Origin of the sequence: Erwinia sp. MMLR14_017 (assembly GCF_033657285.1) — a bacterium.
In the GTDB taxonomy this organism is placed as follows: Bacteria; Pseudomonadota; Gammaproteobacteria; order Enterobacterales; family Enterobacteriaceae; genus Erwinia.
In genome coordinates this window covers 156,008-178,845 of the sequence record NZ_JAWVWP010000003.1, presented here as the reverse complement: position 1 = coordinate 178,845, position 22,838 = coordinate 156,008, and the positions used below count along the sequence as shown (strand labels likewise).

Annotated in this window: 17 protein-coding genes; 10 read left to right on the top strand and 7 right to left on the bottom strand. The window is 55.4% G+C overall.

Annotated features, from left to right (window positions below; genetic code table 11):
- Positions 1-84: 84 nt before the first annotated feature.
- A complete protein-coding gene (dctA, locus tag SD961_RS06355) occupies positions 85-1,404 on the top strand; it encodes a C4-dicarboxylate transporter DctA (RefSeq protein ID WP_318789552.1) in 1,320 nt (439 codons plus the stop codon).
- A gap of 29 nt (positions 1,405-1,433) precedes the next feature.
- A complete protein-coding gene (locus tag SD961_RS06350; protein WP_318789551.1) occupies positions 1,434-2,597 on the top strand; it encodes a mandelate racemase/muconate lactonizing enzyme family protein in 1,164 nt (387 codons plus the stop codon).
- Positions 2,598-2,633: 36 nt separating this feature from the next.
- On the opposite strand, the gene SD961_RS06345 is transcribed toward SD961_RS06350, so the two are convergent.
- Entirely contained in the window at positions 2,634-3,734 is a 1,101-nt protein-coding gene (locus SD961_RS06345; RefSeq protein ID WP_318789550.1) for an NADH:flavin oxidoreductase/NADH oxidase, read from the bottom strand.
- 260 nt (positions 3,735-3,994) lie between these two features.
- On the opposite strand from SD961_RS06345, the gene mrdA reads away from it, so the two are divergent.
- From mrdA to SD961_RS06315, 6 genes are all read left to right on the top strand, one after another.
- Positions 3,995-5,890, top strand: coding sequence for a penicillin-binding protein 2 (gene mrdA, locus SD961_RS06340; protein ID WP_318789549.1), 1,896 nt, complete (start codon positions 3,995-3,997; stop codon positions 5,888-5,890).
- Between the two features lie 379 nt (positions 5,891-6,269).
- Complete coding sequence (locus tag SD961_RS06335; protein ID WP_412916657.1) at positions 6,270-7,541, top strand: MFS transporter; 1,272 nt, start codon at positions 6,270-6,272, stop codon at positions 7,539-7,541.
- 48 nt (positions 7,542-7,589) lie between these two features.
- Positions 7,590-8,300, top strand: coding sequence for a GntR family transcriptional regulator (locus SD961_RS06330; protein ID WP_318789548.1), 711 nt, complete (start codon positions 7,590-7,592; stop codon positions 8,298-8,300).
- Positions 8,301-8,324: 24 nt separating this feature from the next.
- Positions 8,325-10,124, top strand: coding sequence for an alkaline phosphatase family protein (locus tag SD961_RS06325; protein WP_318789547.1), 1,800 nt, complete (start codon positions 8,325-8,327; stop codon positions 10,122-10,124).
- Positions 10,125-10,135: 11 nt separating this feature from the next.
- Complete coding sequence (locus SD961_RS06320) at positions 10,136-11,269, top strand: mandelate racemase/muconate lactonizing enzyme family protein (RefSeq protein ID WP_318789546.1); 1,134 nt, start codon at positions 10,136-10,138, stop codon at positions 11,267-11,269.
- 199 nt (positions 11,270-11,468) lie between these two features.
- A complete protein-coding gene (locus SD961_RS06315; RefSeq protein ID WP_318789545.1) occupies positions 11,469-13,610 on the top strand; it encodes a putative bifunctional diguanylate cyclase/phosphodiesterase in 2,142 nt (713 codons plus the stop codon).
- A gap of 113 nt (positions 13,611-13,723) precedes the next feature.
- Here the strand turns inward: SD961_RS06315 and SD961_RS06310 are convergent, their stop codons facing one another.
- The 5 genes from SD961_RS06310 to SD961_RS06290 all read right to left on the bottom strand — a co-directional run bounded on the left by SD961_RS06310 (position 13,724) and on the right by SD961_RS06290 (position 19,885).
- The gene (locus tag SD961_RS06310; RefSeq protein ID WP_318789544.1) at positions 13,724-14,503 is read right to left on the bottom strand and encodes a heme ABC transporter ATP-binding protein; all 780 of its coding nucleotides are present in this window, start codon (positions 14,501-14,503) and stop codon (positions 13,724-13,726) included.
- Positions 14,504-14,590: 87 nt separating this feature from the next.
- Positions 14,591-15,592: an iron ABC transporter permease gene (locus SD961_RS06305; protein WP_318789543.1), complete on the bottom strand. Its 1,002-nt coding sequence runs from the start codon at positions 15,590-15,592 to the stop codon at positions 14,591-14,593.
- Positions 15,589-16,407, bottom strand: coding sequence for a hemin ABC transporter substrate-binding protein (locus tag SD961_RS06300; protein ID WP_318789542.1), 819 nt, complete (start codon positions 16,405-16,407; stop codon positions 15,589-15,591). The genes SD961_RS06305 and SD961_RS06300 overlap by 4 nt, the downstream gene beginning before the upstream one ends.
- A complete protein-coding gene (locus SD961_RS06295) occupies positions 16,404-17,435 on the bottom strand; it encodes a hemin-degrading factor (protein WP_318789769.1) in 1,032 nt (343 codons plus the stop codon). The genes SD961_RS06300 and SD961_RS06295 overlap by 4 nt, the downstream gene beginning before the upstream one ends.
- Before the next feature lie 62 nt (positions 17,436-17,497).
- Entirely contained in the window at positions 17,498-19,885 is a 2,388-nt protein-coding gene (locus tag SD961_RS06290; protein WP_318789541.1) for a TonB-dependent receptor domain-containing protein, read from the bottom strand.
- A gap of 265 nt (positions 19,886-20,150) precedes the next feature.
- Between SD961_RS06290 and SD961_RS06285 the strand changes: the two genes are divergently transcribed.
- Entirely contained in the window at positions 20,151-20,432 is a 282-nt protein-coding gene (locus SD961_RS06285) for a SelT/SelW/SelH family protein (protein ID WP_318789768.1), read from the top strand.
- Positions 20,433-20,540: 108 nt separating this feature from the next.
- On the opposite strand, the gene SD961_RS06280 is transcribed toward SD961_RS06285, so the two are convergent.
- On the bottom strand, positions 20,541-21,728 hold the full coding sequence (locus SD961_RS06280) for an MFS transporter (protein ID WP_318789540.1): 1,188 nt from the start codon (positions 21,726-21,728) through the stop codon (positions 20,541-20,543).
- A gap of 110 nt (positions 21,729-21,838) precedes the next feature.
- Between SD961_RS06280 and SD961_RS06275 the strand changes: the two genes are divergently transcribed.
- Positions 21,839-22,813, top strand: a complete 975-nt coding sequence (locus SD961_RS06275) for an AraC family transcriptional regulator (protein WP_318789539.1) — start codon at positions 21,839-21,841, stop codon at positions 22,811-22,813.
- Positions 22,814-22,838: the final 25 nt, after the last annotated feature.

Genomic DNA, 22,838 nt, shown 5'->3' with positions numbered 1-22,838 from the left:
ACAAGGCATATACGGCGCCTCAGGTTGTGCCACTACCCTACCCTATTTTAACAAAACGGCATAACAGCCGTGGGAGTGAGCGTGATGCAAAACCCCTCACGTTTCAGCTGGCTGAAACAACTATACGTCCAGGTCCTGATAGCCATTGTGATTGGTGGTCTGTTTGGCTATTTCTTTCCCGCCATGGGCACCCAGCTTCAGCCCGTTGCAGAAGCATTTATCAAACTGATCAAAATGATGCTGGCACCGATCATCTTTTGCACCGTAGTGGTGGGTATCGCCAAAATGGGCAGTATCAGGAAGGTGGGCAAAACCGGTGCCAAAGCGCTGCTCTACTTTGAAGTGGTTTCTACTCTGGCGCTGGTAATTGGTCTGGTCGTGGTCAACATTCTTAAACCCGGAGCGGGAATGAATATTGATGCCAGCCATATCGACGCCAGCGCCATCTCTTCTTATGTGCATAAAGCGGAAAGCGGCGGCGGCATCGTTGACTTCATTATGGGCATCATTCCTTCCACGCTGGGCGATGCCTTCGTCAAAGGCAATATGCTGCAGGTGATCCTGATCTCCGTACTGTTCGGCATTGCAATGCTGCAAACCGGCGAACGCGGCAAACCAGTGATCGACTTTATCGATCGTGGGTTGCAGGGCCTGTTCAAAATGATCAATCTGATCATGTGGCTTGCTCCGCTGGGGGCTGGCGCAGGCATCGCCTTTACTATCGGCAAGTACGGGATTGCCACGCTGCTCTCCTTTGGCTATCTGATGCTGGCCGTCTACGTCACCTCCCTGATCTTTGTGGTGGTAGTGCTGGGGTCGATAGCCTCCTGGGCAGGCTTTCCCCTGATCCCCCTGCTGCGTTACATCAAGGATGAAATTTTTGTCACGCTGGGCACCTGCTCAACCGAAGCGGTGCTGCCCCGCATCATGATGAAGCTGGAAGAGGCGGGCGTGGAGAAAGCCACGGTAGGCATGGTGCTGCCGACGGGCTACACCTTTAATGCTGACGGCACCAGCATCTATCTCACGATGGCGGCGCTGTTTGTCGCTCAGGCCACCAATACCGATCTCTCCTGGATGCAACAAATTGTGCTGCTCGGCGTGCTGCTGCTGACCTCAAAAGGTTCGGCGGGGGTGGCGGGCGCGGGATTTGTCGCGCTTGCCGCTACGCTCTCTTCCATTGGTACCGTACCGGTTGCCGGACTGGTGCTGCTACTTGGCGTAGACCGCTTTATGAACGAAGCGCGTGCCGTAGTGAATTTGATTGGCAACACGGTGGCCACGCTGGCGATCGCTAAATGGGACAACACCTTTGACGTAACAAAAGCCCGAGCCATCATTTTGCACCAGAAATCCCCCAGGTCTGCTGTAACAGAGAGACCGGTATCCAAATCATCCCATTAATGACTTATTCCTGAAGCCTGGAGAAGCCCATGCGCATTACCGACGTAGTAGAAATTACTCAGCCGATTGCCTCCCCCATTCGCAACGCCTATATCGATTTTTCAAAAATGACCACCAGCCTGGTAGCGGTAGTTACCGATGTGGTCCGTGATGGACGTCGGGTGGTGGGATACGGTTTTAATTCCAATGGTCGTTACGGCCAGGGCGGCCTGATCCGCGAACGGTTTCGTAGCCGCCTGCTGGAAGCGGACCCGGACAGCTATCTGAACGACGCCGGCAGCAATTTCGACCCGGACAAGCTCTGGAACCTGATGATGGCGAACGAGAAGCCCGGCGGGCACGGCGAACGGTCGGTGGCGGTCGGCACGCTGGATATGGCGATATGGGACGCCGTGGCCAAAATTGAAGAGGTACCACTGTTTCACCTGCTGGCCGAAAAGAAAGGCGTGAAAGCTAACCCCCGCGTTTTTGTCTATGCCGCAGGCGGCTATTACTATCCGGGAAAAGACCTCAGCGCGTTACGCAAAGAGATGCGCAGCTACCTGGACCGTGGTTACAACGTGGTGAAAATGAAAATTGGCGGCGCTTCTCTGGCAGAGGATCAACGCCGTATTGAAGCGGTGCTACAGGAAATTGGTCCGCAGGCCCAGCTGGCGGTAGACGCCAACGGGCGCTTCGATCTCGAAACCGCTATCGCCTATGCCAAAATGCTGCGGCAATATCCGCTGTTCTGGTACGAAGAGATTGGCGATCCACTCGATTACGCGCTTCAGGCCGCCATAAGCGAATTCTATCCCGGCGCAATGGCGACAGGGGAAAATCTGTTTTCTCACCAGGATGCCCGCAACCTGCTACGTTATGGCGGCTTGCGCCCGGACAGGGATTATTTGCAGTTCGACTGCGCCCTTTCCTACGGCCTGTGTGAATACCTGCGCACGCTGGACGTCCTGCACCAGTTTGGCTGGTCGCCATCGCGCTGTATTCCACATGGTGGGCACCAGATGTCGCTGAACATCGCGGCGGGCCTGGGGTTGGGAGGTAATGAAAGCTATCCGGATCTGTTCCAGCCCTATGGCGGCTTCCCCGATTCGGTAAGCGTTGAGGAGGGACACATCGTGATGCCTGAACTGCCGGGCATTGGTTTTGAAGGGAAGTCAGATTTGATTAGCGTGATGCGGCAACTGGCAGAGTAATAAAAAACGGGCAGGCCAGAAGCCTGCCCGACAGCGTTACTCGCTGACGCGATAACGGTTCAGCCAGTGCGCATAAGGCGCTGGCAGCACCCAGGAAGGCTGCTCTTTTGCCACAGCCAGCGCCGCCTGATAGGTCCAGTTCGGGTTAGCCAGATGCGCCTTGCCCACCATCACCAGATCCAGCTCGCCGTTTTCAATGGTGCGGTTCGCGATCTGCGGCGCATCAATTCCCCAGGCGGACGCCACCGGAATGTTGGCCTCGCGGCGGACGCGTTCTGCAATGGGTGCCAGGAATGCCGGTCCCCACGGAATGTTGGAATCTGGCGTTGAGAAACCGATACTGACGCTGAGCAGATCCAGACCGTTGGCGCGGAACTTTTTGGTCAGATCGATCGCTTCGCTCAGAGTTTCTTCATCGCGGCCATCATATTCAATCACGCCAAAACGGGCGGTCAGCGGCAGGTTTTCCGGCCACTCACGGCGTACCGCATCCAGCGTTTCCAGCAGGAAGCGACCGCGTCCTTCCGCACTGCCGCCATACTGATCCTGACGCTGGTTAGCGTGCACAGAGAAGAAGCTCTGTGCCAGATAACCATGCGCGAAGTGCAGTTCCAGCCATTCAAAACCGGCATCACGGGCGCGACGGGCCGCCAGAGCGAAATCATTACGCACGCGGGCAATATCTTCCAGCGTCATTTCATGAGGAACCTGCGGCAGGTTGCTGCCGAAAGCGATGGCTGATGGCGAGAGGGTTTCCCAGCTGCGCGGATCGGTTTTGACGATATGGTCGTCCCCTTCCCACGGCTTGTTGGCGCTGGCTTTGCGGCCGGCATGTCCAATCTGAATACCCGGCACCGCACCGGCCGCTTTGATCTCACGGGCGATCTGCGCCAGTTTTTCAGCCTGCTCGTCGTTCCAGATCCCAAGGCAGCCAGGGGTGATGCGGCCTTCTGGCGAAACGGCTGTAGCTTCAACAATAACCAGTCCCGCGCCGCCGCGAGCCAGGCTGTTGTAATGCACGCGATGCCAGTCGTTGCTCACGCCCTCTTCGGCGCTGTACTGACACATAGGTGGCACCGCAATGCGGTTGCGTAAAGTAACGTCTTTCAGTTCAAAGGGGGAAAATAACCCTGGCATAATATCCTCAGTAGTAAAATCGCAAAAAGCGTGCGTCTATTTTACCCGCTCTTATGCACTCCTCCTGTAGCACCAAATGCCCTGCACAAAATAAGCCTGCTGACAGCAAGGCCTGAGAAGAGAGTCAGGTGTCATCTCTGAAACATCTTCAATAAATGTCACACTTTAGCGCCCGCATATGCATCTTTCGGGTCGTGATTTGCCCTGATATCTCTATCATGTGGCGGCAAAACGACGAAAAATAATGCGATTGTCCGTTAATGAAATTCAGAGATTTTGCAGAAGAAGAAAAGCTGTTTGTTCGCAGGGCACTGGTCGCCTTTGGGGTCGTTCTGGCAGGATTTGTCACGCTGGTTGTTAATCTCTACCACTTACAGATAGAGCAGAACCACTATTATCAGACCCGCTCCAATCAAAATGACATCAAAATGATCCCTGTCGCGCCAACGCGTGGGATTATTTATGACCGTAACGGCATTCCACTGGTAAAAAATGTCACCTGGTATGACATTGAAATTGTCCCTTACAAAGTCAAAGATATGCATGCGCTGCTGCAAGAACTGACGCCGATTGTTAACCTCTCTGCCGACGATATCGATACCTTCACCCGCGCGTTACATGCCGCCAGCCGCTACAAACCTGTGGTGTTAAAAACCGAACTCTCCGATGAGGAAGTCGCCCGCTTTTCCGTGAATCAGTACCGCTTTACCGGTGTGGATGTCAGCAGCTATGAAGATCGTCAGTATCCCTATGGCCCCGACCTCGCACATGTGATTGGCTACGTCTCTAAGATCAACGATAACGACTATAAACGGCTGGAGAAACAGGGTGTCAGCGAGAATTACGCAGCTGATCATAATATTGGTAAGCAGGGAATTGAGGGCTATTACGAGTCGGTTCTGCATGGCAAAACCGGCTATCAGGAAGTCGAAGTGGATAACCATGGTCGGGTTATCCGTGTGCTGAAAGAAGTCCCTCCCGTGGCGGGAAAAAACCTCTATTTAACGCTGGATCTGCATCTTCAGCAGTATGTTGAAACCCAGCTTGCCGGTCAGCGTGCCGCCATGCTTATCGAAAATCCAAAAGATGGTCAGGTGCTGGCGATGGTTTCCAGCCCCAGTTACGACCCTAATCCGTTTGTAAAAGGGATCAGTTATAAAGCCTATAAAGAACTGTTAGCCAATAAAGACCTGCCGCTGATTAACCGCGTGACTCAGGGGCTTTATCCTCCCGCGTCAACCGTGAAACCCTATATGGCGATGTCGGCTCTGCTGACGCACGTCATTACCCCGCAGACCACCTTCTTTGGTGCGCCAACCTGGACGCTGCCCGGCACACAGCGTAAGTATCGCGACTGGAAAAAATCGGGCCACGGCATGCTGGACGTGACGCGGGCGATTGAGGAGTCGGCGGATACCTTTTTCTATCAGGTCGCTTTTATGATGGGTATCGATCGGATCCACACCATGCTCAGCCAGTTTGGCTACGGTAAGTCCACCGGCATCGACCTGAATGAAGAGTACAACGGACTGCTGCCCAGCCGCGAATGGAAGCAGAAGGTGCATAAAAAAGGGTGGTACCAGGGCGATACTGTCTCTGTGGGCATTGGTCAGGGTTACTGGATTGCCACGCCGATTCAGATGGTGAAGGCGATGGATACGCTGATTAACAACGGCAAAGTGATCCAGCCCCATCTGCTTTATGAGCAGAAGCAGGGGAAAAACGTCAGGCTGTGGCAACCGACATTGCCCCGCGAACAGATTGGTGACGCGAACTCACCTTACTGGAGCCTGATCCGCCACGCGATGTTTGGTATGGCGAATGCGCCAAACGGCACGGGATATAAATATTTCCACACCGCGCCCTATGGCATTGCCGCCAAGAGCGGAACTTCACAGGTGTTTGGCCTGAAGCAAAACCAGGTCTATAACGCCAAAATGATCCCTATCCGCCTGCGTGACCATATTTTCTACACCGCGTTTGCGCCGTTTAATAATCCCAAAGTCGCCATGGCGCTGATCCTTGAGAACGGAGGGATCAACGGGGTGACCGCTGCGCCAGTGGTCAGGAATATCATGGACCATATTTTCCTGCCGCCAGAGGTTGCCCCCATGCCGGTTACGGCCGACCCATCCAGTAATGTGACTGCGCAATAACATTATCTTTCTTACCCGCAATTGAGCGGGCAAGAAAGGTTGCGAAAACAAATCTGAACTTAATTATCCTGGGCAGATCTTTTCTCGCTTATTTCTTACAGAGTGACTTTATTCGTTGAGTAAATTTCACTCAGCATTACGTGTCCGTAATCACAAATTAGTTAAGCTTCTCCGGGCTTATCTTGACTGAAAATCCCCCCACCACTAGGTTGTATACAATTAATATACAAAGAGAGTGCAATAAGCTTACAAAAAAATCCACAAACATAACAATTACCTGAGGTTTCGCTATGCACCAGAGTGACCAGAAGTTCTGTCCTACAGTCAGAGCGCGGTAACCGCAAAACGGAGCAATACCCGCTGGATCGTGGTTTTTGTATTGTTTTTTATCACACTGATTAACTATGCCGACCGCGCCTCTATCTCGCTGGCGGGCCCGACAATGTCAAAAGAACTCGGCCTTAGTCCCGTTGATATGGGCTTTATCTTCTCAGCATTTGGTTGGGCTTATGTACTTTTTCAGTTGCCTGGCGGCTGGCTGCTGGACCGCTTTGGCTCCAAGAAAATTTATGCCTGCAGCATCTTTTTTTGGTCGCTTTTTACCCTGATGACCGGACTGGCGGGCTTTGTCACCGGTACTGCCGCCGTGCTGGTACTCTTCGCGCTGCGTTTTCTGGTAGGCGGTTCAGAAGCGCCTTCTTTCCCTGCCAACAGCCGTATTGTGGCCGCCTGGTTCCCCGCCTCAGAGCGCGGCACGGCGGCAGCTATCTTTAACTCGGCGCAATATGGTTCCACCGTATTTTTCGCGCCGCTGATGGGCTGGCTGATCCACAGCTACGGCTGGCATGCTGCGTTCACTGTAATGGGACTGCTCGGTATGCTGTTTTTACCTGTATGGAAAATCTGGATCCACAATCCTAAAGATCATCCCAGGGTGAATGAAGCTGAGCTGGCTTATATGGCAGAAGGCGGTGCGCTGGTGGATATGGATGCCAAAGGTAAAGATCAGAAGAGAAAAGGCCCCGATCTCAGCTACCTCAAGCAGCTGTTATCCAGCCGAATGATGCTCGGTATTTATTTGGCGCAGTACTGCCTGAACGCGATTGGCTTTTTCTTTATCACCTGGTTTCCCGTCTATCTGGTACAAGAAAAACATATGAACATTATGAAGGCTGGGATGGTGGCTGCTATTCCGGCAATCTGCGGTTTTCTTGGCGGCCTGTTGGGCGGGTTTGTTTCCGACCAGCTCATCAGGCGCGGTACCTCCGTTTCCGTTGCCAGAAAGATCCCTATTATCAGCGGCATGATCCTTTGTACGGTAATGGTGATGTGTAATTACGTCACCTCAGAGGCGGCGGTGGTATTCATTATGGCGCTATCCTTCCTGGGAAAAGGAATTGGCGGCATGGGCTGGACCATTAATGCCGATACCGCGCCTTCGCAAATTTCGGGCCTTTCTGGCAGCGTGCTAAATACTTTCAGCAACGCTTCCAGCATTACCACTCCCATCGCTATCGGCTTTATTTTACAGGCTACTAATTCGTTTAATGGCGTACTGATTTTCGTCGTAGCGCACGCGGTAGTGGTGATCCTTTGCTACCTGTTTATGGTCGGCAAGATCCACCGGTTTGAACTGAAAGAGAAAGCGTAACGTATGCCCGGTTCGTCGGGAGTAATAAGCAAATCGCGGAGAAGCATTATGTCTGCTGTTGACGCTGGCAATATCAAAAAATCGTTGAGTTTTATCGCTTACGAGAAGATTAAAGATCGCATCCTTAATATGGAGATTTCACCGGGAAGTTCCCTCACTGAAATGTGGCTGATTGAACAGTTGGGGATGAGCCGGACGCCTATCCGTGAAGCGCTGTACCGGCTGCAGCAGGAGAGCTTCGTCGAGCTTGCGCCCCGAAAAGGCTGGTTCGTTGCGGAGATAAAACTACGCGATATTCAGGAGTTATTCATGATCCGGGAAGCGCTTGAGGGCATTTCTACCCGCAATGCTACCCATCGCCTGAGCGATGAACAACTCCATCACATGCAGCACTATCTGGCATCGCTTGAAGCCAGTCTGCTCAAAGATGAAGCAGCAGTCAGCGATCCGGGAGACTCGCTTCACGAGATGATATTTGCCTGCATCGACAATCATTACGTCAACAACATCATGGCCAACTATATCGACCGGCTACGCCAGTTTCATATTATCGCCAGCCGCCTGCCGGGCCGCAAACTGCAATCTTATTATGAACATTGTGACATTTTTCAGGCCTTGTTGGCACGCGATGAAAACCGTGCCGAACAGGCGATGCGACAACATATTCAAAGCAGTATGAACAGCATACTCGACTGCATCATCAATAAAACACCGTTATACGGTCAGTCGGTATCTGTTTCTTTGTCCGGTACGCTTTAACCGGCGCTTATCTGAGGAGATAGCATGCACAAAGTCATCGTTTTTGGCGTGGATGGGCTAACCATGCCGCTGCTGAAAAGATATGCTGAAGAGGGTGCGTTGCCTCATATTCAGCAGATGTTTCACCAAGGGGCGGCCTGTGAGCTGCTGCCGTTTATCTCTGCCTGGGGCGACGTAAACTGGGTTACATTTCTCAGCGGTCAGTGTCCCGGAACCTCCTGGATAGGCCAGGGCCAGCCAGCCGATAATCTGCAAACGGGAAATTTACTCTCGCTGATGACGAATAAAGGATTACGCGCCTCACTGGTCCACTTTCCAGAAACAGTAGCAGCCACAGCACCTCACTTCAGTTTTGCTCCTTACTGGGGACGGGCAGCCACCTGGCCTTCGGAACAGTGTAAGCCGATGGGGCACACAACACGTTTCGGGCAGCGCGCCGGTAATAAAACTGTCCGGCAGCAAAAGCTGGGCTGGCCGCCCTCTTCTTCACTGGCCTATCACGAAAAAGGCGCATGGCAACCGCTAACGCAAGAGCAGGGAAAAACGGTGCTGATGATGAACGTTCAGCAGGGTACGGCGCTGAAGTTCACCGTAGAAGAAAATGACGCCCACCAGCCTCAACTAAGGTTGAATGACATGCTCTTCCCGCTGAAAAAAGGTCAATGGAGCGAATGGCTAAAGCTGGACGGATACGGTGTAGCGGGCAGCGTCCGTTTCTTTGTTGGGCGCTTCGACCCGGCAAATAATGATATTGAAATTCTGCAGAGTCAGGTCATTTTGCAGGCTGGCATTGCCAGTGATGCCACGCTGGGCAACGAACTGCTGGAAGCATACGGGCCTTTCTATAGCAAATGGGTGGTTAAAGCTTCACCCAATGAAGATTACCTGCAAGCCACGTTGCAGGAGGGGCATGAGCAGTCGGTATGGCTGAGCGAAACCGCCCTGCGGCTGACGCAGAAACATGATTTTTCGTTATGGGCGACCGTTCATCGTCTTGCGGATGAGTCCCACCACAATTGTCTGGGTTTTGTCGATCCGGTCTCGCCTTTTTACCAGGCTGAAAAAGCAACCACCTTTGATGATGTTATGCGCGACTGCTACAAAGTGCTGGATAGCAGCATTGGCAAGCTGATGCAGGAAATGGACAGCGAGACCACGCTGATGCTGGCTTCCGATCATGGTGCCGTGCCGAATGAATATCTGTGCGATATCTACCGCTATCTGCAAAAGCATGGGCTGGTGACGCTGGACGAGCGCGGCGATTTGCTGCCCGCTCAGAGTAAAGTTTTCCTGAAAGATGAACGCGGAGGCCTGGAAATTTTCGTTAATCTCAAAGGACGGGAACCTCAGGGATGGGTGATGGCAGACGATTTCGATTCTGTCTGTGCGGAAGTGCTGTTGGCGCTGGGTAGCTGGCAGATCCTGCACAAAGGTAGAGCGCGTAATGCCGTCAGCCTGGCATTACTGAAAAATGATGCAGTCGGCATCGGCTTCTGGGGGCAATGCGCGGGGGATATTGTGTTTGCCTATAACGCCGGATTTGTCTGGGGGACCAGCCGGACAGGGGAAGATATCTGTGCCGTGGAAACGCCCGGAGCCAATCACGGCCCTCAAAAACCCACTGCAGAAACCAGCATGGCCTCTAACTACGGCGTGCTGCTGGCCTGTGGAGCAGGGATCCGTCAGGGCTATTACCGCGATCGTCAGCTGAAAGGCCCTTATCGCATGGTAGATCCGGCTGCCACCATTGCCCATTTGCTTGGTCTTGATCACGCCACGCTTGATGGCAAGGTGATGTATGACCTGCTCGCCCCGACCCGCTAAAGGAAATGTCGATGAAAATCACCCGTATTACTGCGCATTTGCTCGCTGCAAAACTGCAGGAACCCTTTGCCTATTCCCGCGCCTGGTATGATACCCGAACCGCCATGTTGGTAGAGATCGAAACCGATGAAGGCCATACCGGCTGGGGCGAATGCTATGGTCCAGCGCGTATGACGCAGGCTGTGGTAAAGGAAATTGCCACCTCGCTGATTGGCTGTGACCCGCTGCGAACAGAATTTCTCTGGCAGGAGATTTATGCCCGCTACCGTGACCACGGTCAGAAAGGGCTGCTAATCCAGGGGCTCAGCGGCATTGATATCGCTCTTTGGGATATCCGCGGCAAACACTTTAATGCACCGGCTTACCAATTGATGGGCGGTGCACTGCGTGATGATGTTCAGGCGTATGCCACCGGGTTGTACCGACGTAAAAACGGCGATCCGCTGACCTATCTGGCAGAAGAAGCGGCAGGCTACGTTAAAGAGGGTTTCCGCGCCATAAAGTTGAAGGTAGGCTTTGGCGTGGCGGAAGATGTCGCAGTAACGCGTGCCGTGCGGGAAGCCATTGGCCCGGATGTCGCCCTAATGATTGATGCTAACCATGCTTATGATGCAGTCTCCGCTATTAAGCTGGGGCGGCTGGTAGAGGAGTCAGATATCAGTTGGTTTGAAGAACCCGTTCCTCCTGAAGATTTGTCTGGTTATCAAGCGGTAAAAGCCGCGCTTACCATTCCGATAGCGGGCGGAGAGTGTGAATTCACCCGGCAGGGCTTCCGGGAAATACTGACCCGGCGAGCAATGGATATCCTGCAGCCGGATATCTGTTCCGCAGGAGGGCTGTCTGAATGCAAAAAAATTGCCGATATGGCGATGGCCTTTGGCATCAGGGTCAATCCGCACGTTTGGGGAACCGGGATCGGCATTGCCGCCTCGCTGCAATGGATGGCATCGGTACCTTCTCATACCCCACTGTCACTGGCTTGCACCGAGCCGCTTTTAGAATTTGACCGCACGGAGCACCCCATTCGCCAGGCCATTTTGAGCGTTCCTGTCGTTCACCATCATGGACGTGTGACTATCCCAACGGGGCCAGGATTGGGCATTGCAATCAACCGCGATGCACTGCATGATTTCAAAATAACCTGACCCTTTTTCCTCCCGGCGGCCTTCTCAGGCCGCCAACGCTTATCTCGCGCCCACTTTCAACGATAAAACAAAATTCGCCCGATAAAAAATCTCCACTAAAGAAGGCGTTATCGCTTGCCGATAAACGACAATGAGGTAATGTCTTACCTTCGTGAGGCCAGTCTCAGATGGCGACTGAATCGATTTTGCTGGAAAGTAAATGATTAACGAACACGGCCAGGCGCTAAGGCGCCACTTCCTGAGCAACGTGCTGACGCCGATGATCCTGGTGATCCTGTTTACGTTTCTCGCCTGTGCTTTTACTGCATGGTGGGTGACCACACAAAGCAATGCCAGGGCGCTGGAGAAGCAGCAGCAGGTGATTGAGAACATTTTTGCCCAGCACCTGGATGACTATCTGCATCAGCATCAGAACCTGCTTGCCTGGCCTGAACTCACCGCTCAGTTACGGGAAGGCAGCAAGCGATTTGGTTACTGGCTTAATACCCTTGCAGGTGATGATGAAGTCTATCTGCTGAATGCAGAAAACCAGCCGCTGGTGGCCTGGCTGGCGGGCAAGCAGGTCGCTTCAGATCACTACCTCGACGTTAAGCAGCAACTTTCTCCCTGGCTCGCAACGCTTTATCGCCGCTCTTCCCTTTCCTCTCCTGCTTTTACCGCTGATTATATACGCCTTAACGGACGTGTAGCGGAAATCGCCCTGGGCGAAGTGCCGGTGAGCGGCGGTCAGAAACTCATTTTTATCCGTTATCTGCATTACAGCTTTGTCGATTTTCTGCAACACCGTGGCGTAGTCACCGATTTCCGCTTTATTCCCAGCGATGAAAACCAGTTAAACAGCGCCGGTTTTTTACTGCAATCCCACCTTAAGATCCCGGTCAGCTACGTTTCCTGGCAACCCATGCGGCCTGGCAGCCAGATGCTGATGGTGACCGGGCCGCTGGTGTTACTGGCGATGATGGCGATAACGCTGATGGGCATCAAAATGACGCGCCGCCTGTGGTTCTCTTCGCTCAGGCTGTCAGAGTCAGTGATAAAACTGGAAGCCAGCGAAGCCCATGCCCAACGGCTGGCGATGCAGGATGTCCTGACAGGTTTGCCTAATCGCGCAGCAATGAGAGAACAGATCAACAGACGGTTAAGCACGCTGGCTGCAGACGGCGACAGCGTGGCCTTGCTGCTGCTGGATCTGGATCGCTTCAAGATGATCAACGATACCTACGGGCATCATATCGGCGATGAGTTAATTATTGAGGTGAGTAAACGACTTACCGCATTGCTTCATCCTGAAGATGCGGTTGGCAGGCTGGGAGGGGATGAATTTGTGGTGATGGTGAATCGCCCGGAAAATGAGCAGCAGCTCGTCCGGCTCTGTCAGCAAATCATTGAACAACTCACGACGCCGGTGATGCTGGAAGGCAATCGCCTGTGGGTGGGGGTCAGTATCGGTATTGCCGTGGCGCCAGAACAGGGTACCGAGCGGCAGGAACTGATGCGTAAAGCTGATATCGCGCTTTATGCGGCCAAATCGGAAGGGCGTGGGCGCTGCCATATGTTTACGCCGGTGCTGGGCGAAACGCTGATGAAACGTCAGCAGCTGGCGGAGGCGCTGCGTCTGGCGCTGGACACCACTCAGGGACTGGCGCTCTGGTATCAGCCTATTATGGATATCACGGGCGAGACGATGCTGGGGATTGAAGCCCTGCTGCGCTGGCAACACCCCACGCTGGGGCCGATCTCACCGACAGACTTTATTCCGATAGCTGAAGAGACAGGTCTGATTATTCAACTGGGTGACTGGGTATTGCAGCAGGCTCTCAGCCGCGCCAAAAGCTGCCCGCATCTGCGTATGTCGGTGAACGTCTCTCCCCTGCAATTTCTGGCAGGCAATTTTATTGAACGCCTGCAGGAGATTGTGCAGCAGCAGGGCGTGGACCCCAGGCAGATAGAGCTGGAAGTGACGGAAGGGGTGATGCTGGAAGATCACCAGCAGGCGTTGCAAACCATTCAGACTTTAAGAGCGGCAGGCTTCCGGATTGCGCTCGACGACTTTGGCACGGGCTATTCCAGCCTGAGCTACCTCACCCAGTTCCCGGTCGACACGCTTAAAATCGATCGCTGCTTTATCCGGCTGCTGGGCATTCAGGAGCAGGCTGACACCATTGTTTCCTCCGTGATCAAGCTGGGCCACTCGCTGGGAGTGTCGGTGACCGCAGAAGGCGTCGAGACTGAGCAGCAGCGCCTGACGCTGGCGGAAGCGGGCTGCGACAAGCTGCAGGGCTTCCTGCTCAGCCGCCCGCAGCCTGCCGAGGTGCTGTTTGCGACCTCTGCCGCTATCTAAAAAGGTCTTGCCTCAGCTCTGAAGGGAATCTACAGGATGACCAGGCATCCGCCCGCAAGCTGGCCGCCCACCTTAAAAGGCTGATGGCGCTCTGATTTCACAGGATCAGAAGGCTAGCGCCGCAGCACGATTTGCGGCACCGCGTCACGGCTGTGATGATGCACGTTAAGATCGGCCTGATACCAGCGCCTCAGCGTCTCTTCACTCATCACTTCTTCCGGCGTGCCGTTTGCCACCAGTTTACCCTCATGCAGCAACAGCAGCCTGTCTGACCACAACGCCGCCAGGTTCAGGTCGTGCAGCACGCAGCAGACGGTGAGGTTGCCGCGGCGCGTAAGCTGATGCAGCAGCCGCAGCACATGCTGCTGGTGATATAAATCGAGCGCCGATGTCGGTTCATCAAGAAACAGCCAGCCGCGGGGGCCGTCGTCATGCCAGAGCTGGGCCAGCGCCCTGGCAAGCTGCACACGCTGCTGCTCGCCACCTGAAAGATAGCGATAATCTCTCTCTGCCAGCACGTCGCTGCCGGTTAACGCCATTACCTGGTTAACAATCGCCTGCGCATCCCTTGTGGTCCAGGGCGCTCGCGCCATCGCCACCACATCCCGGACGGGGAGTGGAAACTCAACGTGGCTTTGCTGGCGCATCACCGCCCGGCTACGGGCAAGCTGCTCACGCGACCAGCTTGTCAGCGGCTTGCCCTCCAGCAGGCAAACGCCAGTATCGGGCGAGAGATAGCCCGTCAGCAGCCGCAGCAGCGTGGACTTGCCCGCCCCGTTGGGGCCAATCAGTGAAACCATCTCCCCGGCGCGCAGGGTCAGGGAAACATCATCAATCAGCAGCCGCTCGCCAGCGCGCCATGAAAGGCGCTGCGCCTGTAACCGATCGCTCATGGCTTCTCTCCTGCTTGCCAGAAAGGTCGTGCAGCTGAGGTGGCCAGGCTTTCTCTCCCCTTCTGCCGCCGCCCAACTCGCAGTAGTTCACTCATTGCCTGCCCCCGTCCGGCGCATTATCAGCCAGAGAAACCAGGGCGCGCCAAGCAGGCTGGTCAGCAGCCCCACCGGCATTTCAGCAGGGGAAACCAGCGTACGGGCCAGCGTATCGGCAATCAGCATCAGTATGGCACCAGCCAGTGCCGCTCCCGGCAGCAGCCAGCGGTGATCGCTGCCAATGCACATTCTCATCAGGTGCGGCACTACCAGCCCGACAAACCCGATAACGCCGCTGACAGCAACGGATGCAGCCACCACCAGCGCACTTAACACCAGCAGAGTGCGCTGGGTAAGCTTCACGTCCACGCCCAGATAGTGCGCTTCTTCGTCACCCAGCTGTAGCAGATTCAGCCGCCTGGCATAAACCTGAACCGCCAGCGTGGCGGGCAGGATAATCAGCGCGCTGACCAGCACCGTGGACCACTGCGCCTGGCCCAGCGAACCCATTCCCCATAAGGAGAGCTGACGCAGCTGCTGATCGTTACTGATCCAGGAGAGAACGCCCACCGCCGCGCCGCAAACCGCGTTAATGGCAATGCCGACCAGCAGCAGGCGTGAAAGTGAACTGCGGCCATAGCGGCTCAGGGTAAAGATGATCGCCGTGACCGCCAGACTTCCCATAAACGCCGCCAGCATCGGCCACCACAGCGACAGCACTGCGGGTAATGCCAGCGGCATAACCAGCGAAAAGGCGACCATCAGAGCCGCACCGCTGCTGATCCCTAATAATCCGGGGTCGGCAAGCGGGTTACGAAACAGCCCCTGCATCACCGTGCCAGAGAGGGCCAGCGCCGATCCCACCAGCACGGCCAGCAGCACGCGCGGCAGACGGATTGTCCACCAGATTTGCCATACCATGCTTTCTGCCGGGGCCTGCCACACCATCGGCAGCGTCAGCCGCATCGGGCCGATGTTGGCGGCAAACAGCACCATCACCCCCATAAGGACGGCCATCAGCAGCAGGCTTCGCTGGACGTTAACCGCTTTCATTGCGCCAGCGCTTCCGCCGCTTTCCGCAGTTTAGCGATGGCACCCGGCGTTTGCAGGCCAAAGCCCAGCAGCGCCATTTCATTAACCACCAGCACGCGGCGCTGCTTACCGGCAGGCGTCAGCGCCAGCCCCGGCAGCTTCCACAAGTTTTCTTCATCACCCAGAGCGTGCAGGCCCTCCGCGCCAATCACAATCAGCTGTGGCGCGCTGGCGACAATGCCTTCCTGCGTCAGCGGCTGGTAATGGGGAATATTCCCCAGAGCATTTTGCAGCCCGGCGCTACGGATTGCGCCGTCAGCCGCCGTGTCGCTCCCTGCGCCCATCGCCTTCATGCCACCATGATTAAGAATGTAGAGTACCTTCACCGGCAGCGGTTTCTCCGCTATGCCAGCCAGCTGTCTCTCCAGCTTAGCCTCCAGCACCTTGCCCTGCTCTTCGCGGTGCAACGCTGCGGCGATGGTCACGACCTTGCTGTGAATGGCGCCCAGCTCAGGTTTGCCGGTAACGGTGACGACTTTCACTCCCGCCTGCTCAATCTGTTGCAATGCAAGGGAGGGTTTGGAGAGCTCGCTGGCGATCACCAGCGTGGGCTTCATCGCCAGGATACCCTCGGCGTTAAGCTGACGCATATAGCCAACGTTTGGCAGTCTGGTCGCCACGGCGGGCTGCAGGCTGGTGGTATCACGGGCGACCAGATTTTGCTGAGCATCCAGTGCATAGATAATCTCTGTGACATCGCCGCCTATCGACACCACACGCTCTTCGGCCAGTAGCGAAAAGGGCAGCGCCAGCAGGGCAATCAGCCAGGCTCTCATGCCGCCTCTCCTGCACCGGTCAATGCGGCCAGTTGCTCCCGCCAGCGGGTCTGCTCTGCTTCACCTTCTGTTCGCTGACCATAGAGCTGGGCGATCTGCGTACCGTCGGCGGCAAACAGCTCCAGACTGGTCACCATGCCGTTTGCCGTCGGCTTGCGAGTGATCCAGCTCTCGTTGATGCTGTGCTCCATCAGATGCAGGGTAAAGGTCGGGTTGAAGATATTGATCCAGCTTTCCATCGGCATCAATTTTTCCACCACACCGGTGAAGATCTGCACACAGCCCCGGTTGCCGATGAAAATCATGATCTCATTGCCGTCGGCCTGCGCCAGCTTGAGCAGCTCGCTGAGCGTGCTGTTATCCACTTTCAGCGCCAGGTCGCTGGCTACCGAGCGGAACGCCTGCTGGCGGGAGATGTTATGCCGCTTCAGCAGCCCGAAAAACTGATGCACATCGGTCATTGCCCGCCACTCCCGCTCAATGGCAGCCGCGTCCGGCTGGCTGGCATAGCTCAGCGGAACTGCAGGCGTGACGTTAAGTTCAGGTGTTTCAGCCAGCGTAAAGAGGGCAACCAGCGAGTGCCAGGCTGCCATATTCGTGTTCGCCGTGGCGTAAATTTTCAGCACCGCGTCGCCATGCGCATCAAAAATCTGCATGCTGTGGCGGTCGCCGCGTTCGCTTTTCTCTGTCAACGCAAAGGCACTTTTCCATTGTGAAGGAAACAGCCGCTGGTCGAGCGCGCGCGGGTTGAGGATCAGCCCAGCGTGGCCACCAAGATGCAGATTTTCATAGCGGCCTACCTGCTCATGTACCGCATAAGCGTTGCGGGTGATGGATTTGGTCTCACCCACCGCTTCCAGTGATTTAAGCAGCTCGCTGAAGTCAGGACGCAGCGCCACGGCATCGTCAAGCGTTCGTGCATGCGTCAGTTCAGCTTCGCTGATCCCCAGCAAACCGGCCAGATCGCGGGCATATTTTTTGGGCTGTTCTGCTTTTAACGCCTGATATCGCTGGTATTGGGTAGTCATGTCCATTTGCTCTCCTTTTGGCCCTGCGGGGGCAGGGCAAGCTGATAATGAGTAAGGCGGTTTTAGAAATCGATATTTACACCAAGCTGATAAGTACGGCCAGGCATCACTGCCAGCGCCTTATCATAAGCATCCTGATTAGTGCTTTCGGTCAGCTCACGGCTGCTGAGATAGTCCCAGTATTTGCGGTCAGTCAGGTTGTAGATCCCGCCGCTGACTTTGACATTTTTTGCCACCTGCCAGTATGCCGTCATGTCCACCATACCGTAGCCAGGTACGCGCATGTACTCTTCGCTGGAATCACTCAGCGAACTGCCGGCATTGTTGTTAAAACTTTCGCGATTGGTAGCGGTGGCTTGTTTGCCCTTCACAAAGGTGGCGGTAACCGAAGCGCCATAGCGTTTTGCCGGGTCATCCCACGCTATGCCCAGGATCGCTTTCATCGGCGCTACGCTGTCGAGATCCACATAGCTGTCGCCGGAGTAGCTCGATTTCGATTTCCCTTCGCTGTACCCCAGGGCAAAAGTGGCGCTCAGTCCGTTAACCTGCTCAAACCAGGTGCCGAAGTTAAGTTTCGTTGAGATTTCGCCGCCATAGATATACGCCTTATCACGATTTTCTGCCTGATAAACCGTGTAGATATTTGACGGAATATTGGTGAAGCGTGACGGGCTGCCTGCACGGGTATAGCGGGTATAAGCAATGAAGTTTTTATAGGTGTTATAGAACAGTGCAGTCTTCAGCGATATCCCCTCTGCCACCTGGCCTTTCATACCCCATTCCAGATTGTTACTGGTTTCGGTCTTGAGATCGCTGCTGCCAATCAGCGCATACTGTGCCGTGCCGGCATAGCTGGAGCCCAGGTTCCAGGAACCATACAGCTGGCTGGCATTAGGGAACTGCGCGCCACGCTTATACTGCAGATAAGTCATCAGCGAAGGCGTGATGGCGTAGTCAAAGCTCAGCGATGGCAGAACCTGCGTATCTGAATTCTCTTTGCCGTAGAGCCTGTTCAGTTGAGATTCATCCAGCACGCTGCTGCCGGAGGCCAGGCTGGAGAGATTCTCGGGTTTGGTAGTCTGGTGAGCCACGCGCACGCCGGGCACAATATCAAAACCATGACCACCCAGATCGAACTGGATTTTATCCTGCACAAAGCCTCCAAGCGCATAGCTGCGGCTATCCGATTCCGGCTGCATTATTACGCTATAAACGCTCGGCGCAGGCTCTTGACGGAACGGACGCTGCGTCTCCGTGATGCGCCCGTTAAGTCCGCCGCTCAACTCATGCCTTCCCAGGCTTTTCATCACCTGCGTTTCGAAACCGTAAGTATCGACATCATAATTGGAGTAAACACGCTCCATGCTGCCAGCACTGGTTGGCATCCGGGTATTGTCATGCGCCTGAGTCTGCTGGTAGTAAACTTTACTGGTCAGGCTGTCGATAGAGGCGTTAGCTGGCGTCCATTCATCCTTCAGGCTGACGCCCCAGCGGCGGGTGTTACTTTGTTGCTGAGAGGTGCCCAGAATCGAACTTCCGCCTGAATCCCACGTATCGTAATGGGTGTGGTTGGTTTTATCGTAGTAATCAACCGTGCCGGTCAGCTTGTGCTCATCGTTGGGCTGCCAGATGCCGGAAGCCATCAGCGCGTTGGAGTGCCAGTTAGCCGGGTAGGCATCCAGGGTGCCGCTGTTATTACGCGTTTCCTGCCCGTCACGGCGGCTGTAGACAAAAATGCCCCGCAGCGTTTCATCACCAGCGGCGGCGGTAAGGCCGTTGTGCCAGCCGCGATTAGCGGAATCGTAATCCGTCTGGTAACCGAAGTAAGTTGGTTTATAAGGCGACAAATAGTCATCGGGCGATTTTGCCATAAAGGAGACCGCCCCGCCGATAGCCGTATTAGCCTTAGCGGTGGAGGTTGCACCAGACTCAATATCCACCTGCCCGTACATATAAGGGTCCAGATAATCACGCCCAATGCCAAAAGTGTTGAGTCCGGCGCGGCTGACGTAGCTGCGGCCAGTGGCGTCCGGCTGAGGAATGCCGTCAACCTCCAGCCCCACTCTGTTGCTTTCCAGGCCGCGAATGTTATAGCCGGTGTAACCGCTGCGATCGAAACCGCTTTTACCTGAGGAAGATCCTCCGCTGACGCCCGTGGCGCTGATTAACGGCTCGTAGCGCATCACGGAGCCGAAGTCAGTGGTGCCCTTTCTCTGCATGTCGGCAGCGGTAATGGTCGTGCTGCTGCCCGCCTTTTTTTCCGGCTCTGGCGCAGTGACCGTCATGACAGCTTCTGCCTGACTGCTTTTACTGGCTGAAATGGCCAGCGGCGTGGCCGTGGCTTCAGGCAGGAGTGCAGAGGAGGAAGATTCAGCAGCGATGCTGAAACCAGTGGTAACCAGCGTGCCAAACAGCACGCTATTTTTAATAAAGCCCTGAGAAGTTCGCATTTAAGTAAGCCTTTATTCTTTATTAGTATCGACTCATACATTGCGGCCGCAGTCCAAAGTGGCTGCGAAAAAAAAGTGCGCCTTCCGCGCCCGAGTTATCATTCCATAGACAGTTTATAATGCGAATGATAATGAGATCGATTCTCTATATCAATAACCTCCATAATTTATTCACATTTCAACCAGCGTAACGCCTGGGGTTATCTTGACACCAGTAGGCTACCCGCCGGAAAATAGCGATCCTTTCCCGCGTCAGGGCATTGCTATGAAAACCGCACCCGCCATCACTATTCACTACTGTGCTCAATGTAACTGGCTGCTGCGTGCAGGCTGGATGGCACAAGAGCTGCTACACACCTTCAGCACGGATTTGGGTTCCGTCAGCCTGGTGCCCGGTACCGGCGGCATCTATCAGATTAAAATTGATGAGCAGATCATCTGGGATCGCAAAACCGATGGCGGCTTCCCGGAAGCCAAAGAGCTGAAGCAGCGCGTGCGGAATTATTGTTTTCCGGAGCGGGATTTGGGGCATATTGACAAGAAATAGCGCCGCTGTTCCGGTGACCCGAGACGCAGTAGCGGTTGCAGAGGGATTTTGTTGCCTGAGATAAGTAGTGCGGCAGCGGGAACTTTCCTCACTGCCGCATAGCGCTCTTTATGCCATCACCGGTTTGGCTCTTAAGGCGGCGTAAATGGTCAGCGTGGCAATCAACAAAGCCACTGCGCTCCCCATAAATACCCCTTTCGCCCCGGTAACGTTAAAGATCACCCCGCCCGCTGCCGCGCCAATGGTAATGGCCAGCTGAATGGAAGCGACCAGCAGACCGCCGCCGCTCTCCGCTTCATCCGGCATGGTACGGGTAATCCAGGTTGACCAGCCAACCGGCACCGCGCCAAACGCCATTCCCCAAAGCGCTACCAGCACCGCATCCACCAGCGGCGCGGAACCCATGACGACCAGGCCGACGCCCAAAATGCCCATTGCCAGCGGCATGGCAATCAGGGTGCGGTGCAGATTGCGTTCAAGCAGCACGCCCGCAATCAGCGTTCCGGCAAAGTTCGCCACGCCAAAGCCCAGCAGGATGGCGGAAAGCCCGTTGACGCCTACGCCGGTCACGCTCTCCAGGAAGGGACGCAGATAGGTGAAGAAGGCAAAGTGCCCGGAAAACACCAGAATAATAGCCAGCAGCGCGGTTTGCATACCCGGACGGCGCATCAGCGAGAAGAGCGAGCTGCCATTGCCAGAGAGATGCGGCGGCATTTTTGGCAGCGCGACAATCTGCCAGAGCAGCCCCACCACGCCAATAAGTGAAGCGGCAACAAACACGTTACGCCAGCCGAGCAGGTGACCAAAATAGCTGCCCATAGGTGCCGCCACAATAGTCGCCACCGACACGCCGCTGAACACAATTGAGAGCGCACGCGGGATCATCGCTTCCGGCACCAGCCGCATGGTGGTGGCCGCCGCCAGCGTCCAGAAGCCACCCAGCGCAATGCCCAGCAGCACCCGACCCACCAGAATAAAGGTCAGGTTAGGGGCAAAAGCCACCAGCAAATTAGAGACAATCAGCATCAGCGAAAACAGCAGCATCACGCCACGGCGATCCAGCTTGCGGGTGGCGGAGGCGCTAAAGAAGCTGGTGAGCAGCGCGAAGATGGCCGTTACGGTGACCGCCTGCCCGGTCACGCCTTCCGTCACGCCAAGGCTGGCGGCCATCGGCGTTAACAGACTGGCCGGCAGAAATTCTGCCGTCACCAGCCCAAACACGCCAAGCGCCATCGAAAATACTGCGCCCCATTGGGGCTTTTTCTGTGCCGTACTGGCCTGTTGTACTGCGTTCATGGTTTGCTTCCATTGGAGGTGAAGAGTATACAGCCTATAAGGCTCGCCCCGGATGGTCTATGATGTATAATCCGTAATTATTGATTAATCGTCCGGAACGGGAAGAAACCATGTCAGCGGAAACGCACGATCTTGCCAGTGAACTGCTCTCAGGTATGCGCCTGCTGGGCGTACAGTACCGACGAATTGAGCTGGCGGCCCCGTTCGGCGTAGGATTTGACAGCGCGCCGGGTCGGGCGCAGTTTCATTTTGTCAGCCGTGGGCCGGTGATGCTGCGCACCCACAGCGGCAGACTCTATGTACTGAATACGGGCGATGCGTTACTGCTGCCCCACGGCATTGACCACGTGTTGCTCTCCTCCCCTGATGTCCCCTGCCAGGATGTTCATGCCTTCAGCAGCACGCCGGTCTGCGGCAACGTTTGCTGCGTAAAGGCGTGTACGCAGGAGTCGCCGGATGAACCCGCTGCCCTGGTTTTCAGCGGCTGCATGGAGTTTGATTTGGGCGGCATGCAGATGCTGGTCAGCGCAATGCCAGAGGTGCTGCTGGCCGATACGCTGATGCATAAATACCCTGAAGTGCAGCCGATGCTGGAAGCGATGGAGCGCGAGTCGTTGAGCCGACGGGCGGGATACGCAAGTATCCTCTCCCGGCTGGCAGACGTAGTGGCTTCGTTTATCGTTCGGGGCTGGGTGGAGGCTGGCTGTGGCGATGCCGGAGGCTGGCTTCAGGCGTTGCGCGACCCGCGTCTGGGTAAAGCGCTGGTTGCTCTGCACCGGGAACCCGGCAAAAACTGGACTGTGGCAAAGTTGGCAGCGGAAATGGGCAGCTCCAGATCGGTGTTTGCCGAGCGTTTTCTGGCGGTGACAGGGATGACCCCGGTGCGTTATCTGACGGAATTGCGGATGCAGCTGGCGGTGCAGTGGATTGGACGGGATGGCGAAGCGATTGAAACGGTCGCCTGGCGTCTGGGTTACGGCTCTCTGGCCGCCTTCAGCCGCGCCTTTAAGCGCACCGTAGGCAAAACGCCCGGCGCGCTTCGTGCAGAACAGAGCCAGCGGCATACTGCTCAGATGGCTGTTTAGCGTGCTACAGCGCCAGTAAACCAGG

Excerpts from the sequence above, each read along its gene's own strand:
- SD961_RS06290 (WP_318789541.1), bottom strand. The coding sequence starts at position 19,885 with ATGCGAACTTCTCAGGGCTTTATTAAAAATAGCGTGCTGTTTGGCACG.
- SD961_RS06310 (WP_318789544.1), bottom strand. The coding sequence starts at position 14,503 with ATGAGCGATCGGTTACAGGCGCAGCGCCTTTCATGGCGCGCTGGCGAG.
- SD961_RS06315 (WP_318789545.1), top strand. The coding sequence starts at position 11,469 with ATGATTAACGAACACGGCCAGGCGCTAAGGCGCCACTTCCTGAGCAAC.
- SD961_RS06305 (WP_318789543.1), bottom strand. The coding sequence starts at position 15,592 with ATGAAAGCGGTTAACGTCCAGCGAAGCCTGCTGCTGATGGCCGTCCTT.
- SD961_RS06325 (WP_318789547.1), top strand. The coding sequence starts at position 8,325 with ATGCACAAAGTCATCGTTTTTGGCGTGGATGGGCTAACCATGCCGCTG.
- SD961_RS06350 (WP_318789551.1), top strand. The coding sequence starts at position 1,434 with ATGCGCATTACCGACGTAGTAGAAATTACTCAGCCGATTGCCTCCCCC.
- SD961_RS06300 (WP_318789542.1), bottom strand. The coding sequence starts at position 16,407 with ATGAGAGCCTGGCTGATTGCCCTGCTGGCGCTGCCCTTTTCGCTACTG.
- SD961_RS06295 (WP_318789769.1), bottom strand. The coding sequence starts at position 17,435 with ATGACTACCCAATACCAGCGATATCAGGCGTTAAAAGCAGAACAGCCC.
- dctA (WP_318789552.1), top strand. The coding sequence starts at position 85 with ATGCAAAACCCCTCACGTTTCAGCTGGCTGAAACAACTATACGTCCAG.
- mrdA (WP_318789549.1), top strand. The coding sequence starts at position 3,995 with ATGAAATTCAGAGATTTTGCAGAAGAAGAAAAGCTGTTTGTTCGCAGG.
- SD961_RS06320 (WP_318789546.1), top strand. The coding sequence starts at position 10,136 with ATGAAAATCACCCGTATTACTGCGCATTTGCTCGCTGCAAAACTGCAG.
- SD961_RS06345 (WP_318789550.1), bottom strand. The coding sequence starts at position 3,734 with ATGCCAGGGTTATTTTCCCCCTTTGAACTGAAAGACGTTACTTTACGC.
- SD961_RS06330 (WP_318789548.1), top strand. The coding sequence starts at position 7,590 with ATGTCTGCTGTTGACGCTGGCAATATCAAAAAATCGTTGAGTTTTATC.
- SD961_RS06280 (WP_318789540.1), bottom strand. The coding sequence starts at position 21,728 with ATGAACGCAGTACAACAGGCCAGTACGGCACAGAAAAAGCCCCAATGG.
- SD961_RS06275 (WP_318789539.1), top strand. The coding sequence starts at position 21,839 with ATGTCAGCGGAAACGCACGATCTTGCCAGTGAACTGCTCTCAGGTATG.
- SD961_RS06285 (WP_318789768.1), top strand. The coding sequence starts at position 20,151 with ATGAAAACCGCACCCGCCATCACTATTCACTACTGTGCTCAATGTAAC.